Raw genomic sequence first — 26,527 nt, forward strand, 5'->3', positions numbered from 1 at the left:
AACCAATGTATGCAACGGCAAGCCTAGCACGACCGCGGCCATCGGGTTACGGGCGAGGTCATATCGCCGCCGATCTTCTTCTGGTCGAGGAAGCGGCGGACACATAGCGAGGGCTTGAGGGGGCAAACGCCAGTACCTAAAAGCCGATATGTCACAAAGTAGATCCTTCATAGGCACAGGAAAACACGGATTTCAACCCGGGTACTCCCGCATTGGCGCGAACGTACCGAAAAGGGCGCCGAACGGACTGTTAAGTTTTCAACAGCCTTCCCCAACTGGCCAAAAGCTTGCCAAGAACTGGACGGAGTCCTGTTGAAAACCCGCTATTTCTCTCATGCGGAAGCTTTGCACAGCAAGTGAGTAGGCTTTTTGGAAACTCCCGAGCAGGCCGGTCATCCTGCTTTTCAAAACCGCAGGTAGATAGCTTGTTGCAAAACTGCTTGGTCGCCAAAGAGCTAAAGGTCTACTCACTTAGGCTAGAGGGCACCCCCATTAACTGCGATTCCAGGGTATTAAGCGCATTTGAACTCAAGTCGTCATACTGGACAAGGATTCGAGTCGAGCTTTCAGGGACAGATGCGCCATCGGCACACCAAAAGCAGTCACTGATATCGATAAAAGGGATACTCGAGCACGTGAGGGCCAGCGTAAAAGAGCTTCCGCCCGCGCCACGCTCCGCAACCACGATGCAGTAAAGACCCGCATCCGCATGTTCGATCGAGACCTCCCCCGTCGGAAATGTCTTCCGCACAAGCGCCGCCAGGCCATCACGCGCCTCGCGAGCACGAACACGCACGCGGTTCACATGTCGCTCGTAATCACCCGATTCCAGCAAACGAGCCAAAGCGACCTGGTCAACAGAGCTCACCGACGAGGCGTAAAAACCAAGGTTGTGCCTAAACTGCTCCATTAGCTCATCGGGCAACACCATGTACGCTAGACGCAACGCCGATGACAGGCTCTTCGAAAACGTGTTGGTGTAGATAACCGACTGGGCGGCATCGATCGACGCGAGCGCGGGAATCGGCTTGCCGGCAAGGCGAAACTCACAATCAAAGTCATCTTCGATGAGATACCGACCTGGTCGCTCGGCGGCCCAGCTCAGCAGCGCATAGCGACGCGCAATGCTCGTCACAAGGCCGGTCGGATACTGATGGGACGGCATCAGGTGAAGGACATCGGCCCCGGCTTTCTGCAGAACGCTCAAGTCCACGCCCTCATCATCCAACGGGATATGTCGAACTTCGCAGCCCATAGCCTGATAGATGCGCGTCAGGCGCAAATAGCCCGGATCTTCAACGGCATACACCTTGTCGGCTCCAAGCAACTGAACCAACATGGTATCGAGCAGCTGGGCGCCCGCACCGATGACGATGTTGTCGGGATTAACATTCATGCCCCGTGTCCCGCGCAGATGGCGAGCGATTGCGCGTCGTAGCCGAGCGGTGCCCTGTGCCGGCGCAGTCGAAAAGATTTCGCGTTCATCTTCAGATGCCAGCGTCGCCCGCAGTGCGCTTTGCCAAAGCCGCGCCGCCTCCAAAGTGGAAGGAGAAAGCGCATCGAATCGCTCGACCTGTCCGTTGACATCACGCGCACTGGGGCCCACAGAGACGGCATCTCGGTCGATGCCCTCCGCAGCCAAAGCCAAGACCGGTGCATCCGGAAGCTCGCAAGCGTAGTAGCCACGACGCGGCATTGAGCAAATATAGCCCTCGGCAAGTAGCTGGCTATATGCGTTCTCGATGGTAATGACGCTGATTCCCAGATGACTGGCAAAGGCGCGCTTAGACGGCAGATGCTCCCCCGCCGCAATACGTCCAGCAACAATATCATCTCGAATTTGCTGGTAAACATACTCATAAAGCGATGCTTCGCCGCGTTTTTCCAAATTGTAGTCAAGCATGAGTCTATCACCTGACCATATCGAACCGTTCAATCTGGTATTAGTCTGACCTTGTTATTATCTCGAAAACTGAGTATTTCGCCATACCCAGCTCCCCGATAGGATGTTCCGTCAAGCAATGCACATGCCAATCAAGGGAGCAACCATGGCAGAACAGACCAGCAAGGCCGATCGCGTCAAACTCAATCGCGAGCTCGCGCAGATGCTCAAGGGCGGCGTCATCATGGACGTCACCACGCCCGAGCAGGCACGCATCGCCGAGGAGGCAGGCGCCTGCGCCGTCATGGCTCTCGAGCGCATCCCGGCCGACATCCGCGCCGCAGGCGGCGTCTCGCGCATGAGCGACCCCAAGATGATCAAGGGCATCCAGGAGGCCGTCTCCATCCCTGTTATGGCCAAGTGCCGCATCGGTCACATTGTCGAGGCGCAGGTCCTGCAGGCCATCGAGATCGATTACATCGACGAGTCCGAGGTTCTCTCCCCTGCCGATGACGTCTATCACATCGACAAGACCCAGTTTGACGTGCCGTTTGTCTGCGGCGCCCGCGATCTGGGCGAGGCGCTGCGCCGTGTTGCCGAAGGCGCCACGATGATTCGCACCAAGGGTGAGCCGGGTACGGGCGACGTCGTTCAGGCCGTGCGTCACATGCGCAAGATCCAAAAGCAGATCCGCGACGTTGTTGCCCTGCGCGACGACGAGCTCTTTGAGGCAGCCAAGCAACTGCAGGTTCCGGTCGAGCTGGTGCGCGAGGTCCATGCCACGGGTAAGCTTCCCGTCGTGAACTTTGCCGCCGGCGGCGTAGCGACCCCCGCCGACGCCGCGCTGATGATGCAGCTGGGCGCCGAAGGCGTCTTTGTCGGCTCGGGCATCTTTAAAAGCGGCGACCCCGCCAAGCGCGCAGCCGCCATCGTCAAGGCCGTGGCAAACTTCACCGATGCCAAACTCATCGCCGAGCTTTCGGAAGACCTGGGCGAGGCCATGGTGGGCATCAACGCCGACGAAATCGAGATCATCATGGAGGAACGCGGGCGCTAGTCCAGCAGAAGGGATCGCACATGAGCGATTATGCAGACCAGACGGTCGCCGTGTTGGCGGTCCAAGGCGCTTTTGCCGAGCACGAGACAAGACTATCCGAGCTGGGCGCACGTTGTATTGAGCTGAGGCAGGCGGCTGATTTGAAGCAGGACTTTGACCGTCTGGTACTTCCCGGCGGCGAGTCTACCGTTCAAGGGAAGCTGCTTGATGAGCTGGGCATGCTCGAGGAGCTTCGCACCCACATTGTTGAAGGCATGCCCGTCCTTGGCACCTGCGCCGGCTTGATTCTGCTGGCGCGCGACCTTGCCGCACACGACGATAAGGGAACGCCGCACCTAGCAACCATGAACGTACTCGTTGAGCGCAACGCTTATGGCAGACAGCTCGGCAGTTTTCGAACCAAGGGGCAGGTAGCCGGCATCGACGGTGAAGTGCCGCTGACGTTTATCCGCGCGCCTCGCATCGTCGAAGTGCACGGCAATGCCAAGGCCTTAGCGAAAGTCGACGGCCGTATCGTCGCCGCCCGCCAAGGCAACCAGCTCGGCGTAACCTTCCACCCCGAACTCGATGAAGACACCCGCCTCCACGAACTGTTCCTACAAATGTAGGCATCGAAATCAACAAACGAAACGAGAGTGGATAATCTCCCACCTTGAGCATGAATATGGGCTCATACCGGGAGATTATCCACTCTCATTCTTTGGTGCAAATGATCCCTTGGGGATGCCGATGTTTTGGTACCGACAGCGAGCGCCCACCAGAGCGAACAAATTGACATGAAAAGAAGACGGCATAGACCTTCTGGTCATGCCGTCCTCTTTGAATGACAAGTTGTCGCTCTGGTGGGCGCGCAGCGTCAACTAGTTACGCGGTTCGTAGAACCGCGTAACCCCTAGAAGCGGTTGCCGCGGAAGCCGCCGCCGTTGCGGCCGCCACGATCGCCACCGCGACCGCCGCGGTCGTTACCGCGGTTGCCGCCGAAGCCGCCACGGTTGCCACCGCGATCGCCATAGCCACCACGGTTGCCGCCAAAGCCGCCGCGACCGCCGCGGTCGCCGCCACGACCACCGCGATCGCCAAAGCCGCCGCGACCGCCACGGTCGCCGCCACGGCCACCGCGATCGTCACGACCGCCGCGAGGACCGCGGTCCTCGTCCAGGCCCATGGCGACGAGCGGAGCAATAACCTTATCGAGAGCGGCCATCAGCTCGGTGGCCTCCTCGTAAGAAAGCTCGGGCAGGAGCTTCTCCTTCTTGTTGGCAAGCTCGACCAGGCCCTCGGCGGCATCCTCGGCAGCGAAGACGACGATCTTGCGCATATCGCCCTCAGCGTCGTCGATGCGGCCGACCAGATCGGCAGCCTCGGCCTCGGCCATCAGGCCATCGAGCTCACGAAGGCGCATGCCCAGCAGGTCGGACATTTCCTTCTGCTCCATCCTGGGCTTGAGGTCAAGAAGCTTGATGGCGCGCTCGATGTTCGCCATGCGCTCGGCCTTGGCCTCCTCCTCCTTGGAAATAGCAAAGCGACGGCTACGCAGCAGGCGGGCGGCCTTCTGCATCTTGTCCATCAGCTCTTCGTCATCGTAATCAACGGCGGCCTCGACAACCTCGGCCTCCTCCTCGGCGGAAACCTCGTCAGCAGCCTCAACCTCAGCAGCTTCGGTCTCCACGGTCTCGACTGCCTCGACCTCGGCAGTCATGGTCTCGTTCTCGGTCTCGTTCATGATCTCTTCGTTCTCGGACATGAGACTCCTTCTTGGCCCTCTCGGGCATCATCGCCCCATTCGCGGGGCCCGTCGCGCACTCTTTGCGCTTTAAACATTCATGCCTCTCGGCAAAACGTCCATTAGTTTATGGTGTCGCCATCCAATCTAGCTGCAGAATCTATGTGCACACATTAATGCGACATGTGCGACTCGCGACGAGCGTACACCAGCGACGTCGCGAACCCGACCACGGCAATCACAGCCGCCACACGCACGGCAGCTGCAAATCCAATCGCCTGGGCAACGTCGGTCGCAGCGCCAGCCGCGCCGGCAGTCGCCGCAGAACTCGAGAGCAGGCCGATAAACAGCGACGGGCCAAACGATGCGGCAATCATGTTCCACGTGTTGAGCAATGCCGTTCCGTGAGGATGCTCAGCGGCGGGCAACGTCTCCAGGCCGGCCGTCTGCGAGGGGCTCAGCACCAAACCGACACCGGCATACACCACAACAGTCAGCGCCACGACAATACCAATGTTCATGCTTGCCGCGGTCATCGAAATTGCAGCCTGTCCCACAGCAATCAGGGCAAAGCCGACCGGCAGCAGCGGCCATGCGCCACGGGCGTCCATCACGCGTCCGCCCACAATCGAGGTCACGGCGTTGCAGGCAATCGCCGGCAAAATGAGCAGGCCCGCAACAAGTGCGGTCATGCCGTATGCGCCCTCAAAATAGAGCGGCAACAAAACGCTCATCGAGAACGTTGTCATCATCGACACCACCACAAGCAAACACGCAGGCCAAAAACGAACGCTCGCCATGGGACGCACGTTAAGCACCGGATGCACGAGCTTGAGCTGACGGGCCGCAAACAGGCCGAGCAGCACAATGGCGGCGAAAAGCGCCACGATACCGGCAATCAGATTGGTCGAGAACTCGCCTACAGAATACACAAATGCCGTAATACCGGCGGCGAGCAAAACAACCGACGGAATATCAAGCGTGGTGTTCGAGCGCTCTCCGGCATTCTGGACATGCTTAACGCCCGCCGCAGCGACCGAAATGCCGCCCACCAGCGGCACTACGAACACCGCCCTCCAGCCAAACAACGTGCACATAAGACCACTAATCACGGGCCCAAACGCCGGCCCTAGCGTAATGCAGGCACCGCCCAGGCTCAGATACAGACCGAGCTTCTCGCGCGGAGCGCAAGACAGCACCACGTTCATCATGAGCGGGAACAAGATGCCCGATCCCGCAGCCTGCAAAATGCGACTTGGCAGCAAAACGGCAAACGACGGGGCGAACAGGCACAGGACTTCGCCGGCGACCAGGCATCCACATGCGAAAAACAGCAGCTTGCGCGTCGAGAAGCGACCGGAAAGAAAGGCCATGATGGCCGTAAAGATCGCCGTCACGATCATGTAGCCCGAAACAAGCCACTGCGCCGTGGTGGCACTCACCGAAAAGGCCGCCATGATGTCGTGCAACGCCACATTAATGATGTTCTCGTTAAAGGCGGCAACAAAGGCTGCGATATACATAACGACGAGAATTGCCGCAGTGGCCGATGACGTTACTTGAACTTGTTGCTGAGATTTGCTCCCCATGCATTTCCTTCCTCTTGAAACGACAGTCGCATCGCCCCAGAGGAACAGTCCAGGGCGAAAAATGAGCCCTAGACTTACGCCAGACGCCGTACGCGACGAGCCTGACAACATGGTCCAACGTCGAAAGATTGTAACGCGGACGCACAGCTTTCCTTCCGCGCTATTATTAAAAGTCCACGAAAGCATAAGACATGAGGAGCCCGCCATGATTAAGCCCATCATGAAATCCGAGTTCTTTTTGCGCCTACCTTCCGAAGACGCGGGACCCGACGACGCCGCGACCGGGCAGGACCTCCTAGATACGCTCCACGAGCATGAGCACGAGTGCGTGGGCCTCGCCGCCAACATGATCGGCGTGCGCAAACGCATCATCTGCGTAAAGGACGGCAGCAAGGCGCTCCTGATGTACAACCCGCAAATTCTTGAGCAGGTCAATTCCTATCAGACGAGCGAAGGATGCCTTTCGCTGGCTGGAGAGCGTCCCTGTACCCGCTATCGTCGCATTAAGGTGGAGTATTTGGACGAGAACTTCGTCCACTGCATCAAAAACTTCTCGGGGTACACCGCCGAGATCATCCAACACGAAATCGACCACTGTTGCGGAATCGTTGTATAGTTCCGCCGTTCTACCGAACGGCGGACCGCTTGACGCTGCGCGAGCCGCATTCACACCAATCTGACGTTCAGCTTCAAGGGCGCGACCAAAAGGTCAGCGCCCTTTCGCTTCACGTCACCTTGGCGCAAATGCGGCTCGCTCGCTGTCGTTTGCCTATCCTGCGACGCTTCAGTTCTCGCGGCGGCACATATCTAATCCCCTACGACTGGCGATAGTGATCGAAGAAGTCAGCCAAGTCTTCGAGCGACTCTTTGAGCACTTCCATGCGCGGCAGGTACACGATGCGGAAGTGGTCGGGCTCGGCCCAGTTAAAGCCGCCGCCGCGGGTGATCAGGATCTTCTTCTCGTGCAGCAGGTCGAGAGCAAACTGCTCGTCATCGGTGATGTTGAACTTTTTAACATCCATCTTGGGGAAGATGTAGAACGCCGCGCGCGGCTTGACCACCGAGATGCCATCGATCTTGCTGAGTGCCTCATACACAAAGTTGCGCTGCTCGTAGACACGACCGCCGGGTCGGATGTAGTCGTTAACCGACTGATGGCCGCCGAGCGCCGTCTGGACGATCGACTGAGCCGGCACGTTGGAGCACAGGCGCATGTTAGAGAGCATGTTGATGCCCATGATAAAGTCGCTCATGCAGCGCTGGTTGCCCGAAAGCACCATCCAGCCAATGCGATAGCCCGCGATCATATGCGACTTGGACAGGCCGCTAAACGTAATGCATGGCAGGTCGGGGGCGAGCGATGCAATGGAGACGTGCTCGTAGCCGTCCATGCACAGGCGGTCGTAGATCTCGTCGGCAAAAATCATGAGCTGATGCCTGCGCGCAACCTCGACGATGCCCTCAAGCACCTCGCGCGGGTAGACCGATCCCGTGGGGTTGTTGGGGTTGATGATGACGAGGGCCTTGGTCGCGCTCGTGATCTTGGACTCCATATCCTCCAGGTCGGGATACCAATCCGCCTGCTCATCGCACAGATAGTGCACGGGATGACCGCCGGCAAGGGTTGCGCACGCCGTCCAGAGCGGATAGTCGGGGCTGGGGATCAGAATCTCGTCGCCATTGTCGAGCAGCGCGTTCATCGAAAGCTGAATGAGTTCGGACACGCCGTTGCCCGTGTAGATGTGCTCCATCTGAACATTGGGCAGGCCCTTGATCTGCGAGTACTGCATAATCGCCTTGCGCGCAGAGAACAGACCGCGCGAGTTGGAATAGCCTTCGCAGTCGGGCAGCTGCTGGCGCATGTCCTTAATAACCTCATCGGGCGTGCGGAAACCAAAGGGTGCCGGATTACCGATGTTGAGCTTGAGGATGCGCTCGCCCTCGTCCTCCATACGGGCGGCCTCGTCGACGACGGGACCGCGCACGTCATACAGGACGTTCTCGAGCTTGGTGGATTTAGAAAAAGTACGCATGGTGGTGCTCCTTGGAATTTGAGCTGAGGGATGGGGTTCGGGCTTGGAAACGTTGTTGGGCGATGATGCCTCGCCTTGATCGGCGCCACCGGCAAGCAGCCAGGTAACATCGACCTCCAAAACGCGGGCGAGCAGCTCTGCCACATCGCGCCGCGGGATCGTCTTGCCGCTCACATATTGGCTCATCTGACTCTTGCCGAGTTTTTTGCCGAGCATCTCCGATGCGCGGATTACATCCGACTGGCGAACGTCGCGATCGGACATAGCCTGTCGCAGGCGATCGCTAAACGTCTCTTGGGCCACTAGAACCTCCTTGCTGGCAAAGTTCAATTTATAGAACACGAATTGAACCTGAGTTCAATTTAGGCAGCAGTATAGCGCGGCGCATTATCCGGAAGTTCAATTTCACAAGAAAATGTACCGAACCCCGAGAATCGTCCCAAAGTGGACAACAGGTACGCGCTTTTAGAGATATTCAAGGAAACGAGCCGCCGCAAGCGAAACGTCAGCGGTGCGGTATATGGCGTTGATTTGCCGATGAGGACGTCCCTCGAGCGGGCGCACGGCGACATCGAACTGACAGCGCCGCAAGATGAGCGCCGGAAGAATGCTCACGCCCAGGCCGTCCTCGACCATAGCCATAATCGCATAGTCATCCCAGGTCGACAGCTTAGAACGCACCGCCAGACCCGCGCGGCGAAACAGCGGCGTAATCTCGTCGTCGCTACCGCGTTCCAGCAGAATAAACTGCTCGTTTGCCAAATCGGCAAGGGGAACGACCTCCGCGGTGGCAAGCAAAGAATCTGCCGGCACTACCGCCATCAACTCGTCGTGCACTAAAAACCGCGATGCCATGCCGTTTTCTCGCGGCTCACGCGGGATAAAGCCCAGGTCACAACGACCCTCAGCCACCCATTGTTCAATCTCTGAGTAATCGCCCATCAGCAACTCATAATCGACGTCCGGGTGATCGGCGCGAAAGCGCGCAATCACCGGCGGCAGCACGTGGGTCGCCACACTCGAAAACGTACCGATGCAAATTTTGCCGCGCATGAGTCCACGCATCTCGTCCACCCGTCGCTGCAGGCGGCCAAACTCTTCGCATAACGCCTCGACTGCCGGCATGACCTGCCGCCCATCGGCAGAAAGCACTACGCCCTCGCGGCTTCTATCGAGCACTTTAAAGCCCCAGTCGGCCTCGAGATCGGCCACCATACGGCTCACGCCCGACTGCGAATAGCTCAGCCGCTCGGCGGCGCGCGTAAAACTGCCGGCGCGCACGGTCTCGAGCAGCACCTGCATCTTTTGAATATTCGTCTCCACGGCACCCCTCCACCTTTGCATGAGTCTTTGTCATGTTATCCATGCATTATATTCGCTTTTCTTCTAAAGGCAGTTCACCCATAGTGAACATGCTCGGATATAGAGGGGATGTCAGCGCATGAACAACGGACTGTTTACGTACTTAGCAGCATTGCTATTGTTTGGCTCCAACGGCATCATCGCCGCCGCCATCGCACTGCCGAGCTCCGATATCGTGCTACTACGCACGTTTTTGGGCGCACTCTCGCTTGCCGCCATCCTCGCCATCACCCAACGCCATAAGTTGCAGGCGCCATCTCGCCCCCGCGAAGCCGCAGCCCTCCTCCTCTCGGGAGCCGCGCTGGGCGCCAGCTGGATTTTTCTGTTCCGCGCCTACCAGACGATAGGCGTCGGCGTATCCTCGCTGCTGTACTACTGCGGCCCCATCATCGTTATGGCGCTCTCCCCACTCATCTTTGGCGAAAAGCTGACCGGCGGCAAAATCGCCGGCTTTATCGCCGTTGCTTGCGGTGCTTTTCTCATTGCAGCGCAAGGTCTAGGCGGCAATATGCCCATTGCGGGTATCGCCTGCGGCATCGCCTCGGCATTTTGCTATGCGCTGATGGTCATCGCTAGCAAGGGCGCGCCACACATCGAAGGACTCGAGAACTCCACGCTCCAGGTGAGCGCCGCCTTTGTGACCGCGCTGGCCCTCACGCTCATCACGCAGGGCTCCCCCTCATTCCTGTCCGCCGGCGTCGCCGCCAATATTGATTGGCGCGCCGTCGTCATGCTCGGCGTCGTCAACACCGGCATCGGTTGCCTACTCTACTTTAGTGCCGTCGCCAAGCTGCCCGTCCAGACCGTCGCGGTCGTTGGCTACCTCGAGCCGCTTTCGGCCGTCGTGTTCTCCGCCGTCCTTTTAGGCGAAGCCATAACACCGGTCCGCCTGATGGGCGCCGCACTTATCATCGGCGGCGCGATTTTTTGCGAACTCGCCGGCAAACGCGCAAACGCCAAGGCCGGCATCGCCCAGGCAGCGCGCGCTTAAGGGACATTTTCTCGGGGCGCATGCGGGATAAAGCCCAGGTCGCAGTGGCCCTGCACCTCACGGGAGATGCAGGGCCATTTTGCATTGCAGTAAAGCTATGGGCTACGAACGACGCGGCTCGGGAACCACGAGCCTATCGGGGCTCGCGCCCTCGGCATCCATCAGGCTCACGTAGCGAATCGATGGGTCATCGTAGGTCGCGTAGTAATAATTGCCCGTACGCGCGCTAAAGCATCCGGTGTAGATGGTCTTCTCGAACTTGCCGTCGCCCATCTTGGACGCTCCCTCGATCATCGCCACGCCCTCGAGCGAACGGAACATGCGGACGACGTTTTCGGCCTCGCTGCCCTTTTGCGGGTAATTGGCATTGAGGTAGGCCGCCTTTACAAAACGGCTCGGCGAATAGCAGTCGCCCGGAATACCGCGCATGCCGGCACCAGCGCCATAAGGCTTGAGCTCGGCGGCGCGCCATGTCGCCGTCTGCGGAAAATCGCTGGTGGCGGTGATATAGGTGCGCAGGTTTTCCATATGCCACGGGAAAGTCGGCTGGTTGGCAAGGGTATCGACCGGGTCGTCGTATACATGCAGGCCGTCGGCCATCATCTCGACCACGATACTGCGCTGGCTGTCGCCGATAATCCAATGGAGCAGCGACACGCCCAGGCCCTCGCCGGCAGATTTGGCGACAATCACCGTATCGCGCAGTGCAGCCTCGGCCTCGTCGACCGTCGAGAACGTCGCCGCCACCCACAGGGGAAACTCGTAGGCCGCGATATTGGTCTTGCCATCAACCGGCCCCTCGGCATACTCGGCATAGCCGGGAAAGTTGAGCCCCGCCACAGCCAGGCCCGCATCGTTGCCGCAATCGAAAAACATGGGATAGTTCTTGTAATCGATACACATACCGATTACCGCATGCGCCGCCGTCGCATCGTCGATAAACGAGTACGGGATGTGGAACCCGCGGGGCACCACGCGAACCTGCTCGCCGTATCCAAAGCTCCAGTCGAGGTTGCGGCCCAGATACATGTGGCCGGAATTATCGGTAAATCGAATGCTCGTGCACATAGCGCCTCCTAGCTCAATGTTCTTACTAAGGTCATTGTCACCAAACAAAGGAGCGCTAAACAAAAAAGTCCGGACATGACAACAATGTCATACCCGGACTAAAAACGACGAGGTGCGGTGCTTTGGTCCCCTTAGACCAACTTTCCAAGACAGTGATCAATCATGTGCTGGATCATTTGCGCCTCAAAGCCTGCGTAATCGCGGCGGCACTCCTTCATCTTGCCGTCGACGATCTGGTCAAAGGCAACCTTGCACTTGATATAGCGCGTGGACTTGGTGACCTCCTCGTGCGTCAGGCAGCTCTCCTCCATCTTGCTGGCACCCAGGCCAAACACCAGACGGGGGTTGTAGAGCACGTGGGGCTCGCCGGCGTCGTCCAGGTAGACGCAAACCTTCTTGGTAACGCCAATCTGGTTAGCGGCAAGGCAGCCGGCATCGTCGAGCGACTTGATGGTATCGATCAGGTCCTGAGCAACCGACTCGTCCTCGACGGTCGCAACCTCGCAACGCTGGGACAGGATAGCCTCGTCGTGGCAAAGCCCTTTAATCATACGTTCCTCCATAGGGGTCGTTGTAACCGCTTAAGTATACGGTACCTACACAATTTCATGCGAAAGATACCGCCCGTCCGTTACAAACCGCCGAACATCAACATGTGAGGAACACCAACTTCACAAAGGCGATATAGTGGGTGGGTTCGTGTCAATCGGCCTAAACTCGGGGCCGAACAAGGAAAGGGTATGCATGGACGAACTATTTCACGTCAGCGAGCGCAAGTCCACAATCGGGACCGAACTTCGCGCTGGACTGACAACATTCCTGGCGATGGCCTACATCATCGCCGTCAACCCCGCAGTGCTCTCGGGCGCCGGCATCGATGCGGGAGCGCTCGCCTGCGCCACTTGCCTGGGCGCCGGCATCATGACCATCTGCATGGGCATCTTCGCCAACCGTCCGCTCGCCTGCGCGTCGGGCCTGGGCATCAACGCCATGATTGCGGGCATCACCACCACCATGTGCGGCGGTGACTGGCACGTGGCCATGAGCGTTATCTTCCTCGAGGGCATCGTCATCTTGCTGCTCGTCCTTTGCGGCCTGCGCGAGGCCATCATGGACGCCATCCCCGTGGTCCTGCGCCACGCCATCTCGGTGGGTCTGGGCCTGTTTATCGCCATGATCGGCCTGTGCGACGCCGGCATCATCACCGCTGGCGCCGGTACGCTCGTCGGCTTGGGCGACATCACCTCCCCCACCTTTATCGTCGGCATCATCTCCATCGTCGTGACGGTTGCCCTGGCTTCCCGCAACGTGCCGGGCTCGCTGCTCATCGGCATCATCGTTGCCGTTATCGCCGGTATTCCGCTGGGCGTCACCCATGCGCCCGAGGGCCTCATCGCACCGCTCGACTTCTCGACCTTTGGCGCCCCGTTTGCCAGCACCGCCGATGGCAACATGGCCATCGTGAAGGTTCTGACCGACCCGATGCTGCTCGTCGTTGCCTTCTCGCTGCTCATGAGTGACTTCTTCGACACCATGGGCACCGCGATGGCCGTCGCCAAGCAGGGCGAGTTCTTGACCGAGGACGGCAATGTCGAGGACATCCGTCCCATCCTGGTCGTCGACTCCGTGGCCGCTGCTGCCGGTGGCTTTATGGGCGTCTCCTCCATCACCACCTTCGTCGAGTCCACCTCTGGCGCTGCCGACGGTGGCCGCACGGGCCTCACCTCTGTCACCACCGGCGTGCTGTTCATTCTCGCCGCGTTCTTCTCCCCCATCGTCACCATCGTTTCCAGCGCCGCCACCTGCGGTGCTCTGGTCTACGTCGGTTACCTCATGATGAGCGAGGCCTCCGAGATCGACTGGTCCGACGTGTCGCAGGGTTTCCCGGCGTTCATGATTGTCGCCGGCGTGCCCTTCACTTACTCCATCTCTGCCGGCATTGGCCTGGGCTTTATCGCCTACGTGATCGTCGCGCTCTTTAAGGGCGAGGCTTCCAAGATTAAGCCGCTCATGTGGATCGCAGCCCTTGCCTTCCTCGTCTACTTCTTTGTAGCGTAGGCGCAAGATTTGCAATACCAAACAGCAAAGCGCGGAGTCGCATCGAGCGGCTCCGCGCTTTGCTTTTAAAGCCAGGCGCCACACGGACGCGCGATGTATTGCTTCGCAAGTTTTGGACGTTTTGCTCTCCAAACGGCACTACCGCCGGCTACATCCTGCAGATATGCTGGGCGTAATCGCATAGGCCCTATGAGGATGGGAGTAACCATGGCCGCCTTGTTCACGACCCCCAAGCGCAATGACAAAACCTCTGGAGCCCATTTTGTCGAGCCCGACGTGCGCCGTCGCACGCTGCTCGCACACGGCAGCTGGCGCCGCGTGACACGCCGCATCGTTGTAGGCGCCGTATGCGCGCTCACGGTAAGTTCGCTGCTCATGCCGAGCGTCTCGCTCGCGGCCGAGTGGGTGGACGTCGGCGGCACCCAATACAACGCCGGCACCGCGGCGGGCGACGCCGCCGGCACCTGGAGCTGGGACGGCGCCAACGACATGAAGCTCAACGGCTATAACGGCGGCGCGATCGAGGCAGCGGGCAAGCTCAACATGAGCTACGAGGGCAACAACACCGTCACTAACGACAACGGCCGCGGCATCAAGGTTAAGGATGGCGCGAACGAGAACGCCGAGCTTAATATTCAGGGCGACGCGTCCAGCACGCTCAACGTGACATCTTCTCGTGACGCCATCACTTCCGTCGGCAACATCAACATCGACGGCGCTGGCACTGTCAACGCCACGAGCACCGAGCACGATGCCATCGATGCCGGGGGCGATGTCACCATCAAGGGCTCGGGAAACGTTAACGCCACGGGCGATTCGGATGGCATCAGGGCCGACGGCAACATCACGATCGACAACAGCGGAACCGTCACCGCCAAGGCCACCGAGGATCAGGGTATCGATGCTAACGAGAACCTCATCATAAAGGGCGGCGGCAAGGTAGAGGCAAGCTCTATCAAAGACAATGCGATTTGGGCCGACGGCAACATCGAGATCTCGGGTGGCAGCCAGGTCAAGGCAAGCTCCGAGGAAGACGCCGCCATCGACGGTAAAAACAGCCTCACGGTCACGAACGCTTCCCTCAACGCAAGTGGCGTTGGGTATGGCATCTATGTCTACAAGGGCATCACGCTCGATGGCGCGACCGTGACGGTCCGCGCAAGCTCAGATGGCGGGGAAGCCAGCGCACTCTTCACCGATGAGGACGACATCGTCATCAAGAACGGCTCGACTGTGGATGCGCTCGCAGAAGGCAGGTTCTCGGTTGCAATCTCCACCAGTAATTTCTACTCCGACGAAGCGGGTGGCCATATCTACATCAGCGACTCCGTTGTCAAGGCCATAGCCCGCTATGCCGAGACCGGCGGCGACGGCCCCGACCACTACAGTGGAGACCAAAACGACGAAATCATCCCTGAGTCCGAGGGCCTGAACATCGGCATCTTCGCGCAGACCGAGAAGGGCATCACGCCCGCGACCATCTCGATCGTCCGCAGCAAGGTCACGGCCGAGGGAGACACGGCGGCTATCTTCGCCCTTGCCATGAGCGCGGACGGCAAGGCGATCGGCACCATCGAAATCAAGGACGCCATCATCCAGACGCCTGCAGGCGGCAAAGTCATTGACTATCGCAACAAGGAAGAGCTCAGCGACGGCATCGTCTACGAGGCGGGGCAGACCATTGGCACGGGCGATGCCACGATTGACTCCCCCTATGACGCCGCTGTCGCCAAGAGCACGGTCATCGTGCCTCCCGAGGAGACCAAGCCCGAGGAAAAGCACGGCAAGACCAAGCCCGAGGGTTCCAAGTCCGAGGGCACGAAGACAACCAAGACCGTTGCAGTTGCAGCCAAGGGAGCCAAGACCGTCGGCAAGCTCGCGGCAACCGGCGACACCTCGAACACAGCCATCGTGGCAGCCGCCCTTGCGGGAACAGCCGCCATCGCCGCAGGCGCCCTGGCGAGTCGCAAACGTTCGTAAACACTTTTTCGCACAGGACGGGTGGATCGCAGCCCTTGCCTTCCCCGTCTACTTCTTCGTAGCGTAAGGGCAAGGCTGCAAAAGCTGAACAATAAAGCGCGGAGTCGCCATGCGGCCCCGCGCTTTTCTTTTAGCGTCAGTCCCTGCGCCGGCGTGCGGCCTATTTCTCCCCCATTTTGGCCATTTTGCCCTCCAAACGGCACTACCGCCGGCAACATCCAGCAGATACGCTGAACCTAGCCGTATAGGCCCTATGAGAACGGGAGCAACCATGGCAGCCTTGTTCACGACCCCCAAACGCAATGACACTACCGCCGGAACCCATGTTGCCGAACCCGACGTTCGCCGTCGCATAGGACTCGCGCACGGCAGCTGGCGCCGCGTGACGCGCCGCATCGTCGTAGGCGCCGTGTGCGCGCTCACGGTGAGCTCGCTGCTCATGCCGAGCGTCTCGCTCGCGGCGGAATGGGTCAAGGTCGGCGAAACCAAATACAACGCCGGCACTGCGGCGGGCGACGAGACCGGCACCTGGTCGTGGGACGGCGCCGACGACTTGAAGCTCAACAACTATAACGGCGGCGAGATCCAGGCCGCAGGCAAGCTCAACGTGAATTACTCGGGAAACAACATCGTCACTGCCGACTGGATCGAAGGCATCAAGGCTTCTCATGGCAAGAATGAGAACGCCGAGCTCAATATCCAAGGCGACGCGGGCAGCACGCTCAGCGTGACATCTACTGAGGACGCTATCCTCTCCACGGGTAATATCAACATCGACGGAGCCGGATCCGTCAACGCCACGAGCGCTGGGTTTGATGCCATCGACGCCGAGGGCGATCTCGCTATCAAAGGTTCGGGCAACGTCAACGCCACGGGCGTATCGGATGGCATCAGGGCAAACGGCAATATCACGATTGACGACAGCGGGGCCGTCACCGCCAGGGCTACCAAGGACAAGGGTATCGGAACCGACAAGAACCTCACCATCAAGGGTGGCGGCACAGTCGAGGCAAGCTCAGCCGATGGTGAGGCCATTTGGAGCGGCGGCAACATCAATATCTCGGACGGCAGCCAGGTCAAGGCGAGCTCCGAGAAAGACGCCGCCGTCGAGGCCAAGGGCAGCCTCGCAGCCACAAACGCCTCCCTCAACGCAAACGGTGTTGAATATGGCGTCTATGCCCACAAGGGCATCACACTCGATCATGCAAACGTGACAGTCCGCGCAAGTAAAGGCAGATACGGTGACGCCATTGCCCTCTTCACCTACCAAGACGATATCGTCGTCAAGAACGGCTCCACCGTGGACGCGTTTGCGGAAGGCGAGGTTTCGGCTGCATTCTCCACCAGAAACGATCGACCCAACGAGGAGGGTGGCCACATCTACATCAGCGACTCCGTTGTCAAGGCCATAGCCCGCTATGTCGAGAACGGCGACGGCCCCATCCCCTACAGCGAAAACCAAGATGGTGAGACGAGCCCCGAGCCCCAAGGCGAGAACATCGGCATCATCGCCCAGACCAGCGAGGGCGTCACACCCGCAGTCATCTCGATCATCCGCAGCAAGGTAACGGCCGAAGGAGATACAGCGGCAATCTTTGCCCGTGCCATGAGCGCTGACGGCAAGACAATCGGCACCATCAAGATTGAGAACGCCGCCATCCAGACGCCCGAAGGCGGCAAGGTCATTGACTATCGCAAGCTCCGTGACGGCATCTACGAGGCAGGCCAAGCCATCGGCACAGGCGACGCTGTGATCGACTCCCCCTATAACGAAGCTGTCGCCAAGAGCATGGTCATCGCACCTCCCGAGGTAGCCAAGCCGGAAGACCCCAAGCCCGACGAGACCAAGCCCGCAGAAAGCAAGCCCGCGGAGTCCAAGCAGAGCCCCAGGCCTGAGGGCTCAAAGCCGACCAAGGCCGTTGCGGCTTCAATCACGAAAGCCAAGACTACCGGCGTGCTCGCGGCAACCGGCGACACCTCGAGTGCGGCCATCGTGGCAACCGTCCTTGCGGGAACAGCCGCTATCGCCGCAGGCACCATGGCGAGCCGCAAGCGCTCTTAGGCGCCTCTGCGCACATGGCAGCTCCCGCGAAGGCCCCGAGTCCCAGCACCGTTGGACAACGCCACCGCCGAGCTCCCCTCCGGCGGTGGCGTTTTCCATATGCGTCCGCAGGGTATGCACGAGATTGTCTTTGGTCTAGCCCAACCTGCATGAGCCGGCGTGCGACAATGGGGGCCGTCGATATCACAACGCCGAGAGAAGCCCGTCATGGAAGCGCATCAAAAGCAGATAACTGTTCATGCACAGCATGCCGAAAGCGCACCAGTCATCTATCTTCCCGTGGTCATGGGCGACGGCACGGAGGTTTATGAACGCTGCCGAGAGCTCAACTGCCCGCCCTTCACGCTTGTCGGCATTGGCAGCCTCAACTGGAATCGCGAGCTGAGCCCCTGGGGATGCGACGGAACCGTGCGCGATGCCGAGCCCTTTGGTGGACAGGCCGCTGGTTTTCTTGACGAGTTGTTGAAGCAGATAATCCCAGAGGCCGAATCATCGCTCCCGCAACCGCCCACCTGGCGCGGCGTTGCCGGCTACTCGTTGGCGGGTCTTTTTGCACTGTGGGCACTTTGGCAAACAGATGTCTTTGAGCGCGCGGCGAGTGCATCGGGGTCGCTGTGGTTCCCCGGCTTTATCGACTACGCGCGCGAGCGCACGATGACAGCTACGCCCGACGCCGTCTATCTGTCACTCGGCAAAAAGGAAACCAAGACGCCCAACCGCATGATGCGGCACGTACTCGACGATACGCGCGCGATGGAAGAGCTGTTTATCGAACGTGACATTCCAACAACGCTGGAGCTCAACCCCGGCAATCACTTTACCCAAACTGACCTGCGCATGGCACGCGGCATCCACTGGATACTGACGCATTAAAAATGGCGTCCACGCGTACATACGCATGGACGCCATTTTTAATTTGGCTGAACGCAGCTACTATTCAGCAGTCTCCTCAAGCTCGGAAGTATCGAACTCAAAGTCATTACCTGGCAGGATGGCGTTGAGCACAATGCCCACCAGCGAGCCCACGGCAAGGCCCGAAAGCGAAATCGTCACGCCGCCCAGCTCCAGCACGATGGCACCGGCGGTACTGTAGGCAATGCCGAGCGAAAGCACGAGCACCAGAGCCGCCACCAGCACGTTGCGGTTGTTCTGGAAATCAACCTGGTTCTCGATGAGGTTACGCACACCAACGGCGCTGATCATGCCGTAGAGCACGAGCGACACACCGCCGATAACGCACGCCGGCATGGCGGCAATCACCGCAGCAAACTTGGGGCAGAACGAAAGCACAATGGCGCAGCAGGCGGCAATGCGAATCACACGCGGGTCGAACACACGCGTCAAGGCAAGCACGCCGGTGTTCTCGCCATACGTCGTATTGGCGGGGGCGCCAAAGAGCGATGCCAAGATGGTCGCCAGGCCATCGCCGAGCAGGGTACGGTGCAGACCGGGATTGGCAATGTAATTGCGTTCGCAGGTAGAGCCAATGGCGGAGATATCGCCGATATGCTCGATCATAGTTGCAAAGGCCAGCGGCATGATGGTGATGATGGCAGTCGTGGCAAGACCGCTATCGAACTGCGGTCCAAAGAGCGCAAACACGGTGTTGTCCCACACGACGGGCAAGCCAACCCAGGGGGCGGCTGCGACGCCAGAGAAGTCGACCTCGCCCAGCGCGGCCGCAACGGCATAGCTCACCACAACGCCCAGCAGAATCGGCACGATCTTGACCATGCCGCGGCCCCAGATGTTGCAGATGATGATCACGGCCACAGCGATAACGGCGACAAGCCAGTTGGCCTGGCAGTTAGCAATGGCAGAGCTTGCCAGGATCAAGCCGATGGAAATGACGATGGGGCCAGTCACCACCGGCGGGAAGAAACGCATGACACGCTTGGCGCCAAAGGCGCGGAACAGGGCCGCAAGCACCGGATAGAGCAGGCCGGCACAAGCTACGCCCAGGCAAGCGTAGGGCAAAAGCTCGGCCTCGCCGTTGGGCGCAATGGCGGCATAACCCGCGATAAAGGCAAATGAGGAGCCCAGGAACGCGGGCACCTTACCGCGCGATAGAAAATGAAACAGCAGCGTGCCGATGCCGGCGAACAGAAGCGTCGCCGAAACGGAAAGGCCGGTGAGCACGGGCACGAGCACCGTGGCTCCGAACATCGCAAACATGTGTTGCAAACCCAACACAAACATGCGCGGACGGCCGAGCGACGATGCATCGTAGATGGCATCGGTGACGGCGGGCATCGAAGACTGGGACATGGAAGTCCTTTCGAATGGAAGGGCGATCAGGCATATCGGATAACCTGCCCGAACGATACGATCCGAACCATTGTACGCGATATGCAGTACCTCGCACGCGCCGCCACCTGCAAACGCTAGCGCTATTTCCAAACGCGCTCGGCAATACGCCTGACCAGCGCAATCTTTGCCCACTGCTCGTCCTCGGTCAGCTTATTGCCAATCTCGCAGCTGGCAAAGCCACACTGCGGAGACAGATACAGGTTCTCGAGCGGCACGTACTTTGCCGCCTCGCGGATGCGCTCGACGATAACATCCTCGTTCTCGAGCTCTGCCGCCTTGGTGGTCACCAAGCCCAGCACGACCTTCTTGCCGGGAGCAACGTACTTGAGCGGCTCAAAACCACCGGCGCGGGGCGTGTCGAACTCCAGATAGAACGCGTCAACGTCCTCATGCGCAAACAGGTACGGCGCGATGGGGTCGTAGCCGCCCTCAAAAGCGTAGGTGGAGTGGTAGTTGCCGCGGCATACATGCGTGTTGATAACCAGATCGTCGGGCTTGCCCTCGATGGCGGCATTGTTGAGCGCCACGCCCAGCTCGCTTACCTTTTGCAGGTCGACCGGGCTCATGCCGGTTTTGGCAACAAAATCGGTATCGCAGTAGATGCCCCAGGTGCAGTCATCAAACTGGATGTTGCGGCAGCCCGCGGCATACAGGTCAGCAATCACGGTGCGGTATGCTGCGGCAATGGCATCGACGAGCTCTTCGTCGGTCTTGTAGACGGCGTGCAGACTCTCCTGCTGGCCATCGCAGCGGTCGAGTGTGACTTCGGAGAACGTCTGGATCGGCGCCGGAATGGTCTGGCGCGCGACCTGGCCCTCTCCCTCGAGCGACTTGATAAATTTGAAGTGCTCGACGAACGGATGATTCTCGCCGCTAATGGGACCGGTTACCACGGCGGTGTCGGCGGTAGTCTCCTCATCGTGGAACATGTAGCCCGTGCGCGAGGCGCGGCGCTCAATGCCGTTGAGGCCCCACATAAAATCGAGGTGCCAGTAGCTGCGGCGGAACTCGCCATCGGTAATCACCTGCAGGCCGGCAGCCTTCTGCTTGGCCACTAAGTCGCGGATGGCCTCGTCCTCGACGGCCTTAAGGCCGGAAGCGTCGAGTTTACCCGCGACATAGGCGGCACGGGCGTCCTTTACAGCCTGCGGACGAAGAAAACTGCCGACGATATCGGCACGAAACGGCGCGTTCGGTTGAATCGAAGTGCTCATAGATATCTCCCTTTGCATTGGTTGCTTTACTGGGACAGAGTATGAGCGCTCATATGGACATCGTAAAATATATGTTTATAACAGTTTGATATAGATGCTTCCTATATCAGTTTGGACTGCCATAAAGAGATTTGACCCGCGCAGAACGCAGCAGTCTAGATGTGCTGACGAATCGCTTCGATATAGGCCTGCCCGTAGCGCGTAAGTGTCGTGTTCTTGCGCGTGATGATGCCAATCTCCATGTACTCGTCTACATCGAGCGGAATCGAGATAATACCGGGGCCGTTAAGTTCATGGCTGATCACGCCCGAACACACCGTGTAACCGTTAAGGCCCATAGCTAGGTTGAACAGCGTCGCACGGTCGCGCACGCGGATATTCTTGCGGCGCTCAAAGGTCGAGGTCAGCTCCTCGGAATAGTAAAACGAGTTGTAGCTGCCCTGCTCATAGGACAGGAACGGGTAGTCTTCCAAGTCCTCGAGCGTCACACTCGAGCGACCCGCCAGCGGATGGTCGGAGCACACAAAGACATGCGGCGTAGCGCAGAAGAGTCCTTCGAATACGAGCTCGTTGGCCGCCAGCATGCGCTCGATGACCTCGCGATTGTGCTCCGACAGATACAGGATGCCGAGCTCGCTTTTCATATGCGCGACGTCCTCGATAATCTCGTGGGTCTGTTCCTCGCGCAGGGTAAAGTCGTAGCGCGCGGCATCGAACTCGCGGATCACATCGACAAATGCATTAACGGCAAAGGAATAATGCTGGCAGCTCACACTAAAGTGCGGCACCTGCTCGGACGTGCCTTTGTACTTGCCCTCGAGCAGGTCGGCCTGGTCGAGCACCTGGCGCGCGTAGCCCAAGAAGGTCTCGCCTTCCTCGGACACAATGACGCCCTTGTTGGTGCGCTCAAAGATGTGTACACCCATCTCGTTTTCGAGATCGCGAATTGACGCGGTAATCGAAGGCTGCGACACAAAGAGCCGGCGCGAGGCCTCGGTGATGCTGCCGCATTCGGCAACTTTGACGACATATCTGAGCTGCTGGAGCTTCATGGCTTTCTCCCTAGACGTTCGTGACGTCGAAACCCGTCGCGTCCATCTGACGCATAAACGACGGCATCTCCCCCGTCGCGGCGCAGGCGGCAATCTGATGCAGAGCCCCGGCAACCGCATCATCTGCCGCAGCGCCGATATGCCAGCGCGCGGCAGCCGTGACGGCCTCGTTAGCATTGGCGACTGCAACGGAATTGGGAACGGCATCGATCATGGGCAAATCGTTATCGGAATCGCCGAATACGGCCACCTCGTCGGGCGTCAGGCCCAAAGCGCGCGCCAGCTCCAGCGCAGCACAGCCCTTGTCCCAGCCGGTCGGAAGAACGTCGAACAGGCGCACGCGGTTGTTGGGAAACACGAGCGAGAGCTCCGGCACCTCGGCGGCAACACGCTCGCGCAGCTCGGCGAGCTCCTCGCGCGAACGGGCACTCCAGATATTCGCCTTGTATACCGGGGCATCGTCAACGACAGGGCGACAGGGAGCCTCTTCGCCCTTGAGCCACGCGTTGCCGCCTGACTCCATGGCGTGACGCACACGCTCGGGATCGCTTGTCACGCAATAGGCGTCGTTGTCCCAAAAGTCATCACCCAGACGGTAGACCTTCAAATAGGTATCGTCGGTCTCTTGCTCCAGGTAGTCGGCCAGGCGCATAAGGGCATCGTTATCAGTTGCGCGCGAGGCAACCGCCTCGCCATCGACAAACATCACCTGGCCGTTGCAAAACGCACCGGTCGAGAAGCACTCGGAGCGATTGCGGAACATCCAGCTCATCGCGGACGGCTGGCGACCCGAAACCGGGCCAAAATGCAGGCCCGCCGCCTGCATGGCATGAATGCCCTCGATGGCGCAGTCGCTGGCGCCATCGTGTCCAGCAGGAATCAGCGTATCGTCCATATCGGTCAGCACAAGTTTGATCATAAGGTCCCCTCGGTCATTCTCTATCCCGTCTATTGTAACGACCTGCCAATAAGGGACAGGTTTATCTTGGCAGGTTTTATCTGGGAAAATGCAGCGCCCCTGTTGCCACCTGCCAAAATAAACCTGTCCCATATTGGCAGGTGCGCTAGTATAGGGAACAACAGATTCGATGCGGGAGTGCCGGCGGTGCAAACCACAAGGCTGAGAGGGCATAGGGCCCAATCCTTTGAACCTGTCAGTTAATGCTGGCGTAGGGAGCATGCCGCCTTTACAGGGGCGCTGTCTATGCACAGCGCCCCTTTTCTATGCCAAGGAGGCATGTGCAGTGATTGATTCGGAACAGCTTAAGCAACATATGGTCAAGGCCGTAGAGGAGATTCGAGCCACCAATCCGATGGCCGGCTCCATCACCAACACGGTGACGATCGACTTTGTCGCCAACGCGCAGCTCGCCGTGGGCGGTTCGGCCGCCATGGTCTATCTGCCCGACGAGGGCGAGGCGCTCGTTGCCGGCGGCGGCGCCATCTATCTCAACATGGGCACGCTCTTCCCCATCTACGAGCAGACGATTCCCCGCGCGGCCAAGGCGGCACACGACGCCGGCAAGCCCTGGGTGCTCGATCCGGTGGGTCTGGGCATCGGTAGCCTGCGCACCCAGCTGGTAAACGAGCTCAAGCAGTACAAGCCCGCCATCGTACGCGGCAACGCCTCCGAGATCATCGCACTCTCCGGCCTGTGGGGTCTTGAGGGCGAGTCGGCCGATCTGAGCCGCGTACGTGGTGTCGATACCACCGACACGGTCGACGCCGCCCGCGATGCCGCCGTGGCGCTCGCTCGCTACACCGGCGGCGCCGTTGTGGTCTCGGGCGAAGTCGACCTGATTACCGACGGCACGACCGTTGCCAAATCCCACGGCGGCAGCCCGCTCATGTCCAAGATCACCGGCTGCGGTTGCTCGCAGGGCGGCGTGCTGGCCGTGTACGCCTGTGCTACCGATCCGTTTACGGCAGCAGTCTGCGGCACCGCCGTCTACAACGTTGCCGGCACGCGTGCCGCCGCCGTCGCCGATGCCCCGGCAAGCTTTAAGGTCGCCTTTATCGACGAGCTCTACCGCGCAACCGCCCAGGATATTGCCGACAACCGACTCGAGCTCGAGGAGGCATAAGCCATGTCCGAACCCGCAACCAATGCCGGCATGAACACGCTCGTCGCCGTGGCCATCGCCCCATGTGGCACCGGCGACGAGCTGTCCGCCGAGGTCGCCGAGGTCGTGCGCGTCATTCGCGAGAGCGGCCTTCCCAACCGCACCACCTCGATGTTCACCGAGATCGAGGGCGACTGGGACGAGGTCATGCAGGTCGTGCGCGACGCGACCTTTGTGTTGGCGAGCAAGGGCATCCGCACCGAAGTCGTGCTCAAAGCCGATATTCGACCCGGATTTACCGACACCATGACCGGCAAACTCGAGCGCATGGAAGCGCAGATCAAAAAGCAGGAGGAAGCACGATGAGCATCCGCGACAACCTTGATATCTCGGCCTATCTGGTGCTCGGCCCCGAAAACACCCTCGGACGCCCCGTGGGCGATGTGGTGGCCCAGGCGCTCGACGCCGGCTTTACCTGCATTCAGGTGCGCTCCAAGGTGGCAAGCGCCCGCGAGATCATTGCGCTGACCGGCGACGCCGCGCAGGCAATCGCACAGGCCGGCAAGACCGGTCAGGTCGCCTTGCTGATCGATGACCGTCTGGACTGTGTGCTTGCCGCGCGCGAGCAGGGCATTGCCGTCGATGGCGTGCACGTAGGCCAGAGCGACATTCCCGTCGAGGTCTGCCGCAAGCTGCTGGGCCCCGATGCCATTGTGGGCCTTTCGGCCCGTTGCGAGGAGATGCTCGAGTACGTCAAGACCGCCGACATGAGCCTGGTCGACTACCTGGGCATCGGCCCACTCCACGAGACCGAGACCAAGCGCGACTGCGGACGCGCGGCCGACGGCTCCATCATCACCAAAAGCTTTGAGGACCTGGCAGCCCTCCATGCGGCAAGCCCCGTGCCCATCGTGGTGGGCGGCGGCGTTAAGACAGCCGACTTGCCGCAGCTCAAGGCCACCGGCGTCGACGGCTTTTTCGTGGTGAGCGCCGTCTGCAGTGCCGACGACCCCCACGCCGCAGCCAAGGAGCTCGTCGACACCTGGCAGCAGGCATAGACATAGGCCGAGCAGCTGCTCCGCGGCCTCATATCTTCAGCAACGGAAAGCGCATCCCAGTTTGGACGTCCATTCTGGGATGCGCTTTCCGCATGCGGCCCTTACCCCGCTAGGTAGGCCTCCAGCGCGGGCAACGTCGCCTCCGCATCGTGGCGACCGATCTGGTAGATGCGCTCGAGCTCATCCGGTTCGCGGCACAGCGACGGCACTTTCACCGATTCGCTCGGACGCACCACAAAGATATCGCCGGCGGCCTCACGACGTGCCAAGTCATCGAGCGTGGCATTGTAGACCTCATGCCGATGCTCAAGCGCTGCGACAAACTCCGGATAGTGACGAAACACGCGACGCAGCATGGGCATCACGCTGTTGGGCTGCTTCACAAAGCCCGCCGGCTGCGTGAGCACCACGATATTGCGGTCATACCCCTGCGCAAACAGCCATGCACTGGGAATAGAATCGGCCACGCCGCCATCCAGGTACTTGCGGCCCTCAATGGCGACAGGACGCGTCGCCACGGGAATTGCCGACGACGCCCGGATCCACTCGATATCGCGCTCATCGCCATAGGGCAGGTCGTGATAGACGGCCTTGCCCGTCTCGATATCGGTACACACGCACGTAAACCGCATGGGGCAGGCGCGATATGTCTCCAGGTCGATGGGATCGCGCTCGATGGGCACCTCGTGATAGGCAAAATCGGCATTGAACATATCGCCGGTTCGCAGCCAGCTGGTCACGCTTGCGTAGCGCTTGTCGGCACAATAGGCCTTGTTATAGCGAATGGCGCGGCCGATCTGGCGCGATTTAAAGTTGTAGCCAAATGCCGCGCCCGCCGAGACGCCCACCATATGGTCGCAGGTCAAACCGTGCTCCATCCAAACGTCGAGTACGCCCGCCGTATACATACCGCGGTAGCCGCCTCCCTCGAGCGCCAGCCCCACCGTGCGCGTCATATTTGACTGTGCCATGCGACCATCTCCGTTCCTGCGTTTTAAAACGGGACAAGTATACCCGTCAACATA

At 59.9% G+C, this 26,527-nt stretch carries 23 protein-coding genes and 1 riboswitch; of the genes, 11 read left to right on the forward strand and 12 right to left on the reverse strand.

Translation table 11 applies throughout. The features are described from left to right. Nucleotides 1–463: 463 nt before the first annotated feature. The gene (locus DW151_RS00305) at nucleotides 464–1,903 is read right to left on the reverse strand and encodes a PLP-dependent aminotransferase family protein (RefSeq protein WP_118333922.1); all 1,440 of its coding nucleotides are present in this window, start codon (nucleotides 1,901–1,903) and stop codon (nucleotides 464–466) included. A gap of 145 nt (nucleotides 1,904–2,048) precedes the next feature. Between DW151_RS00305 and pdxS the strand changes: the two genes are divergently transcribed. After that, nucleotides 2,049–2,939: a pyridoxal 5'-phosphate synthase lyase subunit PdxS gene (gene pdxS, locus DW151_RS00310; RefSeq protein ID WP_022094325.1), complete on the forward strand. Its 891-nt coding sequence runs from the start codon at nucleotides 2,049–2,051 to the stop codon at nucleotides 2,937–2,939. 20 nt (nucleotides 2,940–2,959) lie between these two features. Next, nucleotides 2,960–3,547, forward strand: coding sequence for a pyridoxal 5'-phosphate synthase glutaminase subunit PdxT (gene pdxT, locus DW151_RS00315; protein WP_118333924.1), 588 nt, complete (start codon nucleotides 2,960–2,962; stop codon nucleotides 3,545–3,547). Between the two features lie 284 nt (nucleotides 3,548–3,831). Here the strand turns inward: pdxT and DW151_RS00320 are convergent, their stop codons facing one another. Then, nucleotides 3,832–4,683: a hypothetical protein gene (locus DW151_RS00320; protein ID WP_118333925.1), complete on the reverse strand. Its 852-nt coding sequence runs from the start codon at nucleotides 4,681–4,683 to the stop codon at nucleotides 3,832–3,834. 152 nt (nucleotides 4,684–4,835) lie between these two features. Further along, entirely contained in the window at nucleotides 4,836–6,251 is a 1,416-nt protein-coding gene (locus DW151_RS00325) for an MFS transporter (RefSeq protein ID WP_118333927.1), read from the reverse strand. A gap of 205 nt (nucleotides 6,252–6,456) precedes the next feature. Here DW151_RS00325 and DW151_RS00330 point away from each other — a divergent pair, with 205 nt between their 5' ends. Continuing rightward, on the forward strand, nucleotides 6,457–6,867 hold the full coding sequence (locus tag DW151_RS00330) for a peptide deformylase (protein WP_118333928.1): 411 nt from the start codon (nucleotides 6,457–6,459) through the stop codon (nucleotides 6,865–6,867). A gap of 199 nt (nucleotides 6,868–7,066) precedes the next feature. On the opposite strand, the gene DW151_RS00335 is transcribed toward DW151_RS00330, so the two are convergent. Together DW151_RS00335 and DW151_RS00340 are read right to left on the reverse strand one after the other, a co-directional pair. Next, the gene (locus DW151_RS00335; protein ID WP_118333995.1) at nucleotides 7,067–8,548 is read right to left on the reverse strand and encodes an aminotransferase class I/II-fold pyridoxal phosphate-dependent enzyme; all 1,482 of its coding nucleotides are present in this window, start codon (nucleotides 8,546–8,548) and stop codon (nucleotides 7,067–7,069) included. Nucleotides 8,549–8,749: 201 nt separating this feature from the next. Next, nucleotides 8,750–9,607 (reverse strand): LysR family transcriptional regulator, encoded by an 858-nt coding sequence (locus DW151_RS00340; protein ID WP_233543261.1) that lies wholly within the window; start codon nucleotides 9,605–9,607, stop codon nucleotides 8,750–8,752. A 118-nt stretch (nucleotides 9,608–9,725) separates the two neighbouring features. On the opposite strand from DW151_RS00340, the gene DW151_RS00345 reads away from it, so the two are divergent. Further along, nucleotides 9,726–10,637 (forward strand): DMT family transporter, encoded by a 912-nt coding sequence (locus DW151_RS00345; protein ID WP_118333932.1) that lies wholly within the window; start codon nucleotides 9,726–9,728, stop codon nucleotides 10,635–10,637. A 102-nt stretch (nucleotides 10,638–10,739) separates the two neighbouring features. Here DW151_RS00345 and bsh read toward each other — a convergent pair whose 3' ends face one another. Together bsh and DW151_RS00355 are read right to left on the reverse strand one after the other, a co-directional pair. Next, entirely contained in the window at nucleotides 10,740–11,705 is a 966-nt protein-coding gene (gene bsh / locus DW151_RS00350) for a choloylglycine hydrolase (RefSeq protein WP_117636874.1), read from the reverse strand. Between the two features lie 131 nt (nucleotides 11,706–11,836). Then, nucleotides 11,837–12,256, reverse strand: a complete 420-nt coding sequence (locus DW151_RS00355; protein ID WP_118333933.1) for a peptide deformylase — start codon at nucleotides 12,254–12,256, stop codon at nucleotides 11,837–11,839. Between the two features lie 193 nt (nucleotides 12,257–12,449). Here DW151_RS00355 and DW151_RS00360 point away from each other — a divergent pair, with 193 nt between their 5' ends. The 4 genes from DW151_RS00360 to DW151_RS00375 all read left to right on the forward strand — a co-directional run bounded on the left by DW151_RS00360 (nucleotide 12,450) and on the right by DW151_RS00375 (nucleotide 18,678). Then, nucleotides 12,450–13,763 carry an NCS2 family permease gene (locus tag DW151_RS00360; RefSeq protein WP_117582871.1) on the forward strand — a complete coding sequence of 438 codons (1,314 nt, stop codon included), beginning with the start codon at nucleotides 12,450–12,452 and terminating at the stop codon, nucleotides 13,761–13,763. A gap of 207 nt (nucleotides 13,764–13,970) precedes the next feature. Next, nucleotides 13,971–15,743, forward strand: coding sequence for a carbohydrate-binding domain-containing protein (locus tag DW151_RS00365; protein WP_158571629.1), 1,773 nt, complete (start codon nucleotides 13,971–13,973; stop codon nucleotides 15,741–15,743). Nucleotides 15,744–16,014: 271 nt separating this feature from the next. Next, nucleotides 16,015–17,805 carry a carbohydrate-binding domain-containing protein gene (locus tag DW151_RS00370; protein WP_158571630.1) on the forward strand — a complete coding sequence of 597 codons (1,791 nt, stop codon included), beginning with the start codon at nucleotides 16,015–16,017 and terminating at the stop codon, nucleotides 17,803–17,805. Nucleotides 17,806–18,012: 207 nt separating this feature from the next. Then, nucleotides 18,013–18,678: an alpha/beta hydrolase gene (locus DW151_RS00375; protein ID WP_118333938.1), complete on the forward strand. Its 666-nt coding sequence runs from the start codon at nucleotides 18,013–18,015 to the stop codon at nucleotides 18,676–18,678. A gap of 60 nt (nucleotides 18,679–18,738) precedes the next feature. On the opposite strand, the gene DW151_RS00380 is transcribed toward DW151_RS00375, so the two are convergent. The 4 genes from DW151_RS00380 to DW151_RS00395 all read right to left on the reverse strand — a co-directional run bounded on the left by DW151_RS00380 (nucleotide 18,739) and on the right by DW151_RS00395 (nucleotide 23,300). Beyond that, nucleotides 18,739–20,073 (reverse strand): uracil-xanthine permease family protein, encoded by a 1,335-nt coding sequence (locus DW151_RS00380; protein WP_118333939.1) that lies wholly within the window; start codon nucleotides 20,071–20,073, stop codon nucleotides 18,739–18,741. Nucleotides 20,074–20,195: 122 nt separating this feature from the next. Further along, a complete protein-coding gene (locus DW151_RS00385) occupies nucleotides 20,196–21,329 on the reverse strand; it encodes a 5-methyltetrahydropteroyltriglutamate--homocysteine S-methyltransferase (RefSeq protein ID WP_233539875.1) in 1,134 nt (377 codons plus the stop codon). Nucleotides 21,330–21,484: 155 nt separating this feature from the next. Next, nucleotides 21,485–22,381 carry a LysR family transcriptional regulator gene (locus DW151_RS00390; protein WP_117563541.1) on the reverse strand — a complete coding sequence of 299 codons (897 nt, stop codon included), beginning with the start codon at nucleotides 22,379–22,381 and terminating at the stop codon, nucleotides 21,485–21,487. A 10-nt stretch (nucleotides 22,382–22,391) separates the two neighbouring features. Continuing rightward, nucleotides 22,392–23,300 carry an HAD-IIB family hydrolase gene (locus DW151_RS00395; protein WP_158558692.1) on the reverse strand — a complete coding sequence of 303 codons (909 nt, stop codon included), beginning with the start codon at nucleotides 23,298–23,300 and terminating at the stop codon, nucleotides 22,392–22,394. Between the two features lie 163 nt (nucleotides 23,301–23,463). Further along, nucleotides 23,464–23,574, forward strand: a riboswitch (TPP riboswitch). Between the two features lie 51 nt (nucleotides 23,575–23,625). Between DW151_RS00395 and thiM the strand changes: the two genes are divergently transcribed. Genes thiM through DW151_RS00410 form a run of 3 tightly spaced genes read left to right on the forward strand, consistent with a single transcriptional unit; the run spans nucleotide 23,626 to nucleotide 25,502 of the window. Beyond that, on the forward strand, nucleotides 23,626–24,465 hold the full coding sequence (gene thiM / locus DW151_RS00400; protein ID WP_233543262.1) for a hydroxyethylthiazole kinase: 840 nt from the start codon (nucleotides 23,626–23,628) through the stop codon (nucleotides 24,463–24,465). Between the two features lie 3 nt (nucleotides 24,466–24,468). Beyond that, complete coding sequence (locus tag DW151_RS00405) at nucleotides 24,469–24,810, forward strand: thiamine-binding protein (protein ID WP_225093307.1); 342 nt, start codon at nucleotides 24,469–24,471, stop codon at nucleotides 24,808–24,810. After that, entirely contained in the window at nucleotides 24,807–25,502 is a 696-nt protein-coding gene (locus DW151_RS00410) for a thiamine phosphate synthase (protein WP_022093951.1), read from the forward strand. The genes DW151_RS00405 and DW151_RS00410 overlap by 4 nt, the downstream gene beginning before the upstream one ends. Before the next feature lie 101 nt (nucleotides 25,503–25,603). On the opposite strand, the gene DW151_RS00415 is transcribed toward DW151_RS00410, so the two are convergent. Continuing rightward, nucleotides 25,604–26,473, reverse strand: a complete 870-nt coding sequence (locus DW151_RS00415; RefSeq protein WP_199579863.1) for a patatin family protein — start codon at nucleotides 26,471–26,473, stop codon at nucleotides 25,604–25,606. Nucleotides 26,474–26,527 lie beyond the last annotated feature (54 nt).

Origin of the sequence: Collinsella sp. AM13-34 (assembly GCF_003473055.1) — a bacterium.
Taxonomy (GTDB): domain Bacteria; phylum Actinomycetota; class Coriobacteriia; order Coriobacteriales; family Coriobacteriaceae; genus Collinsella.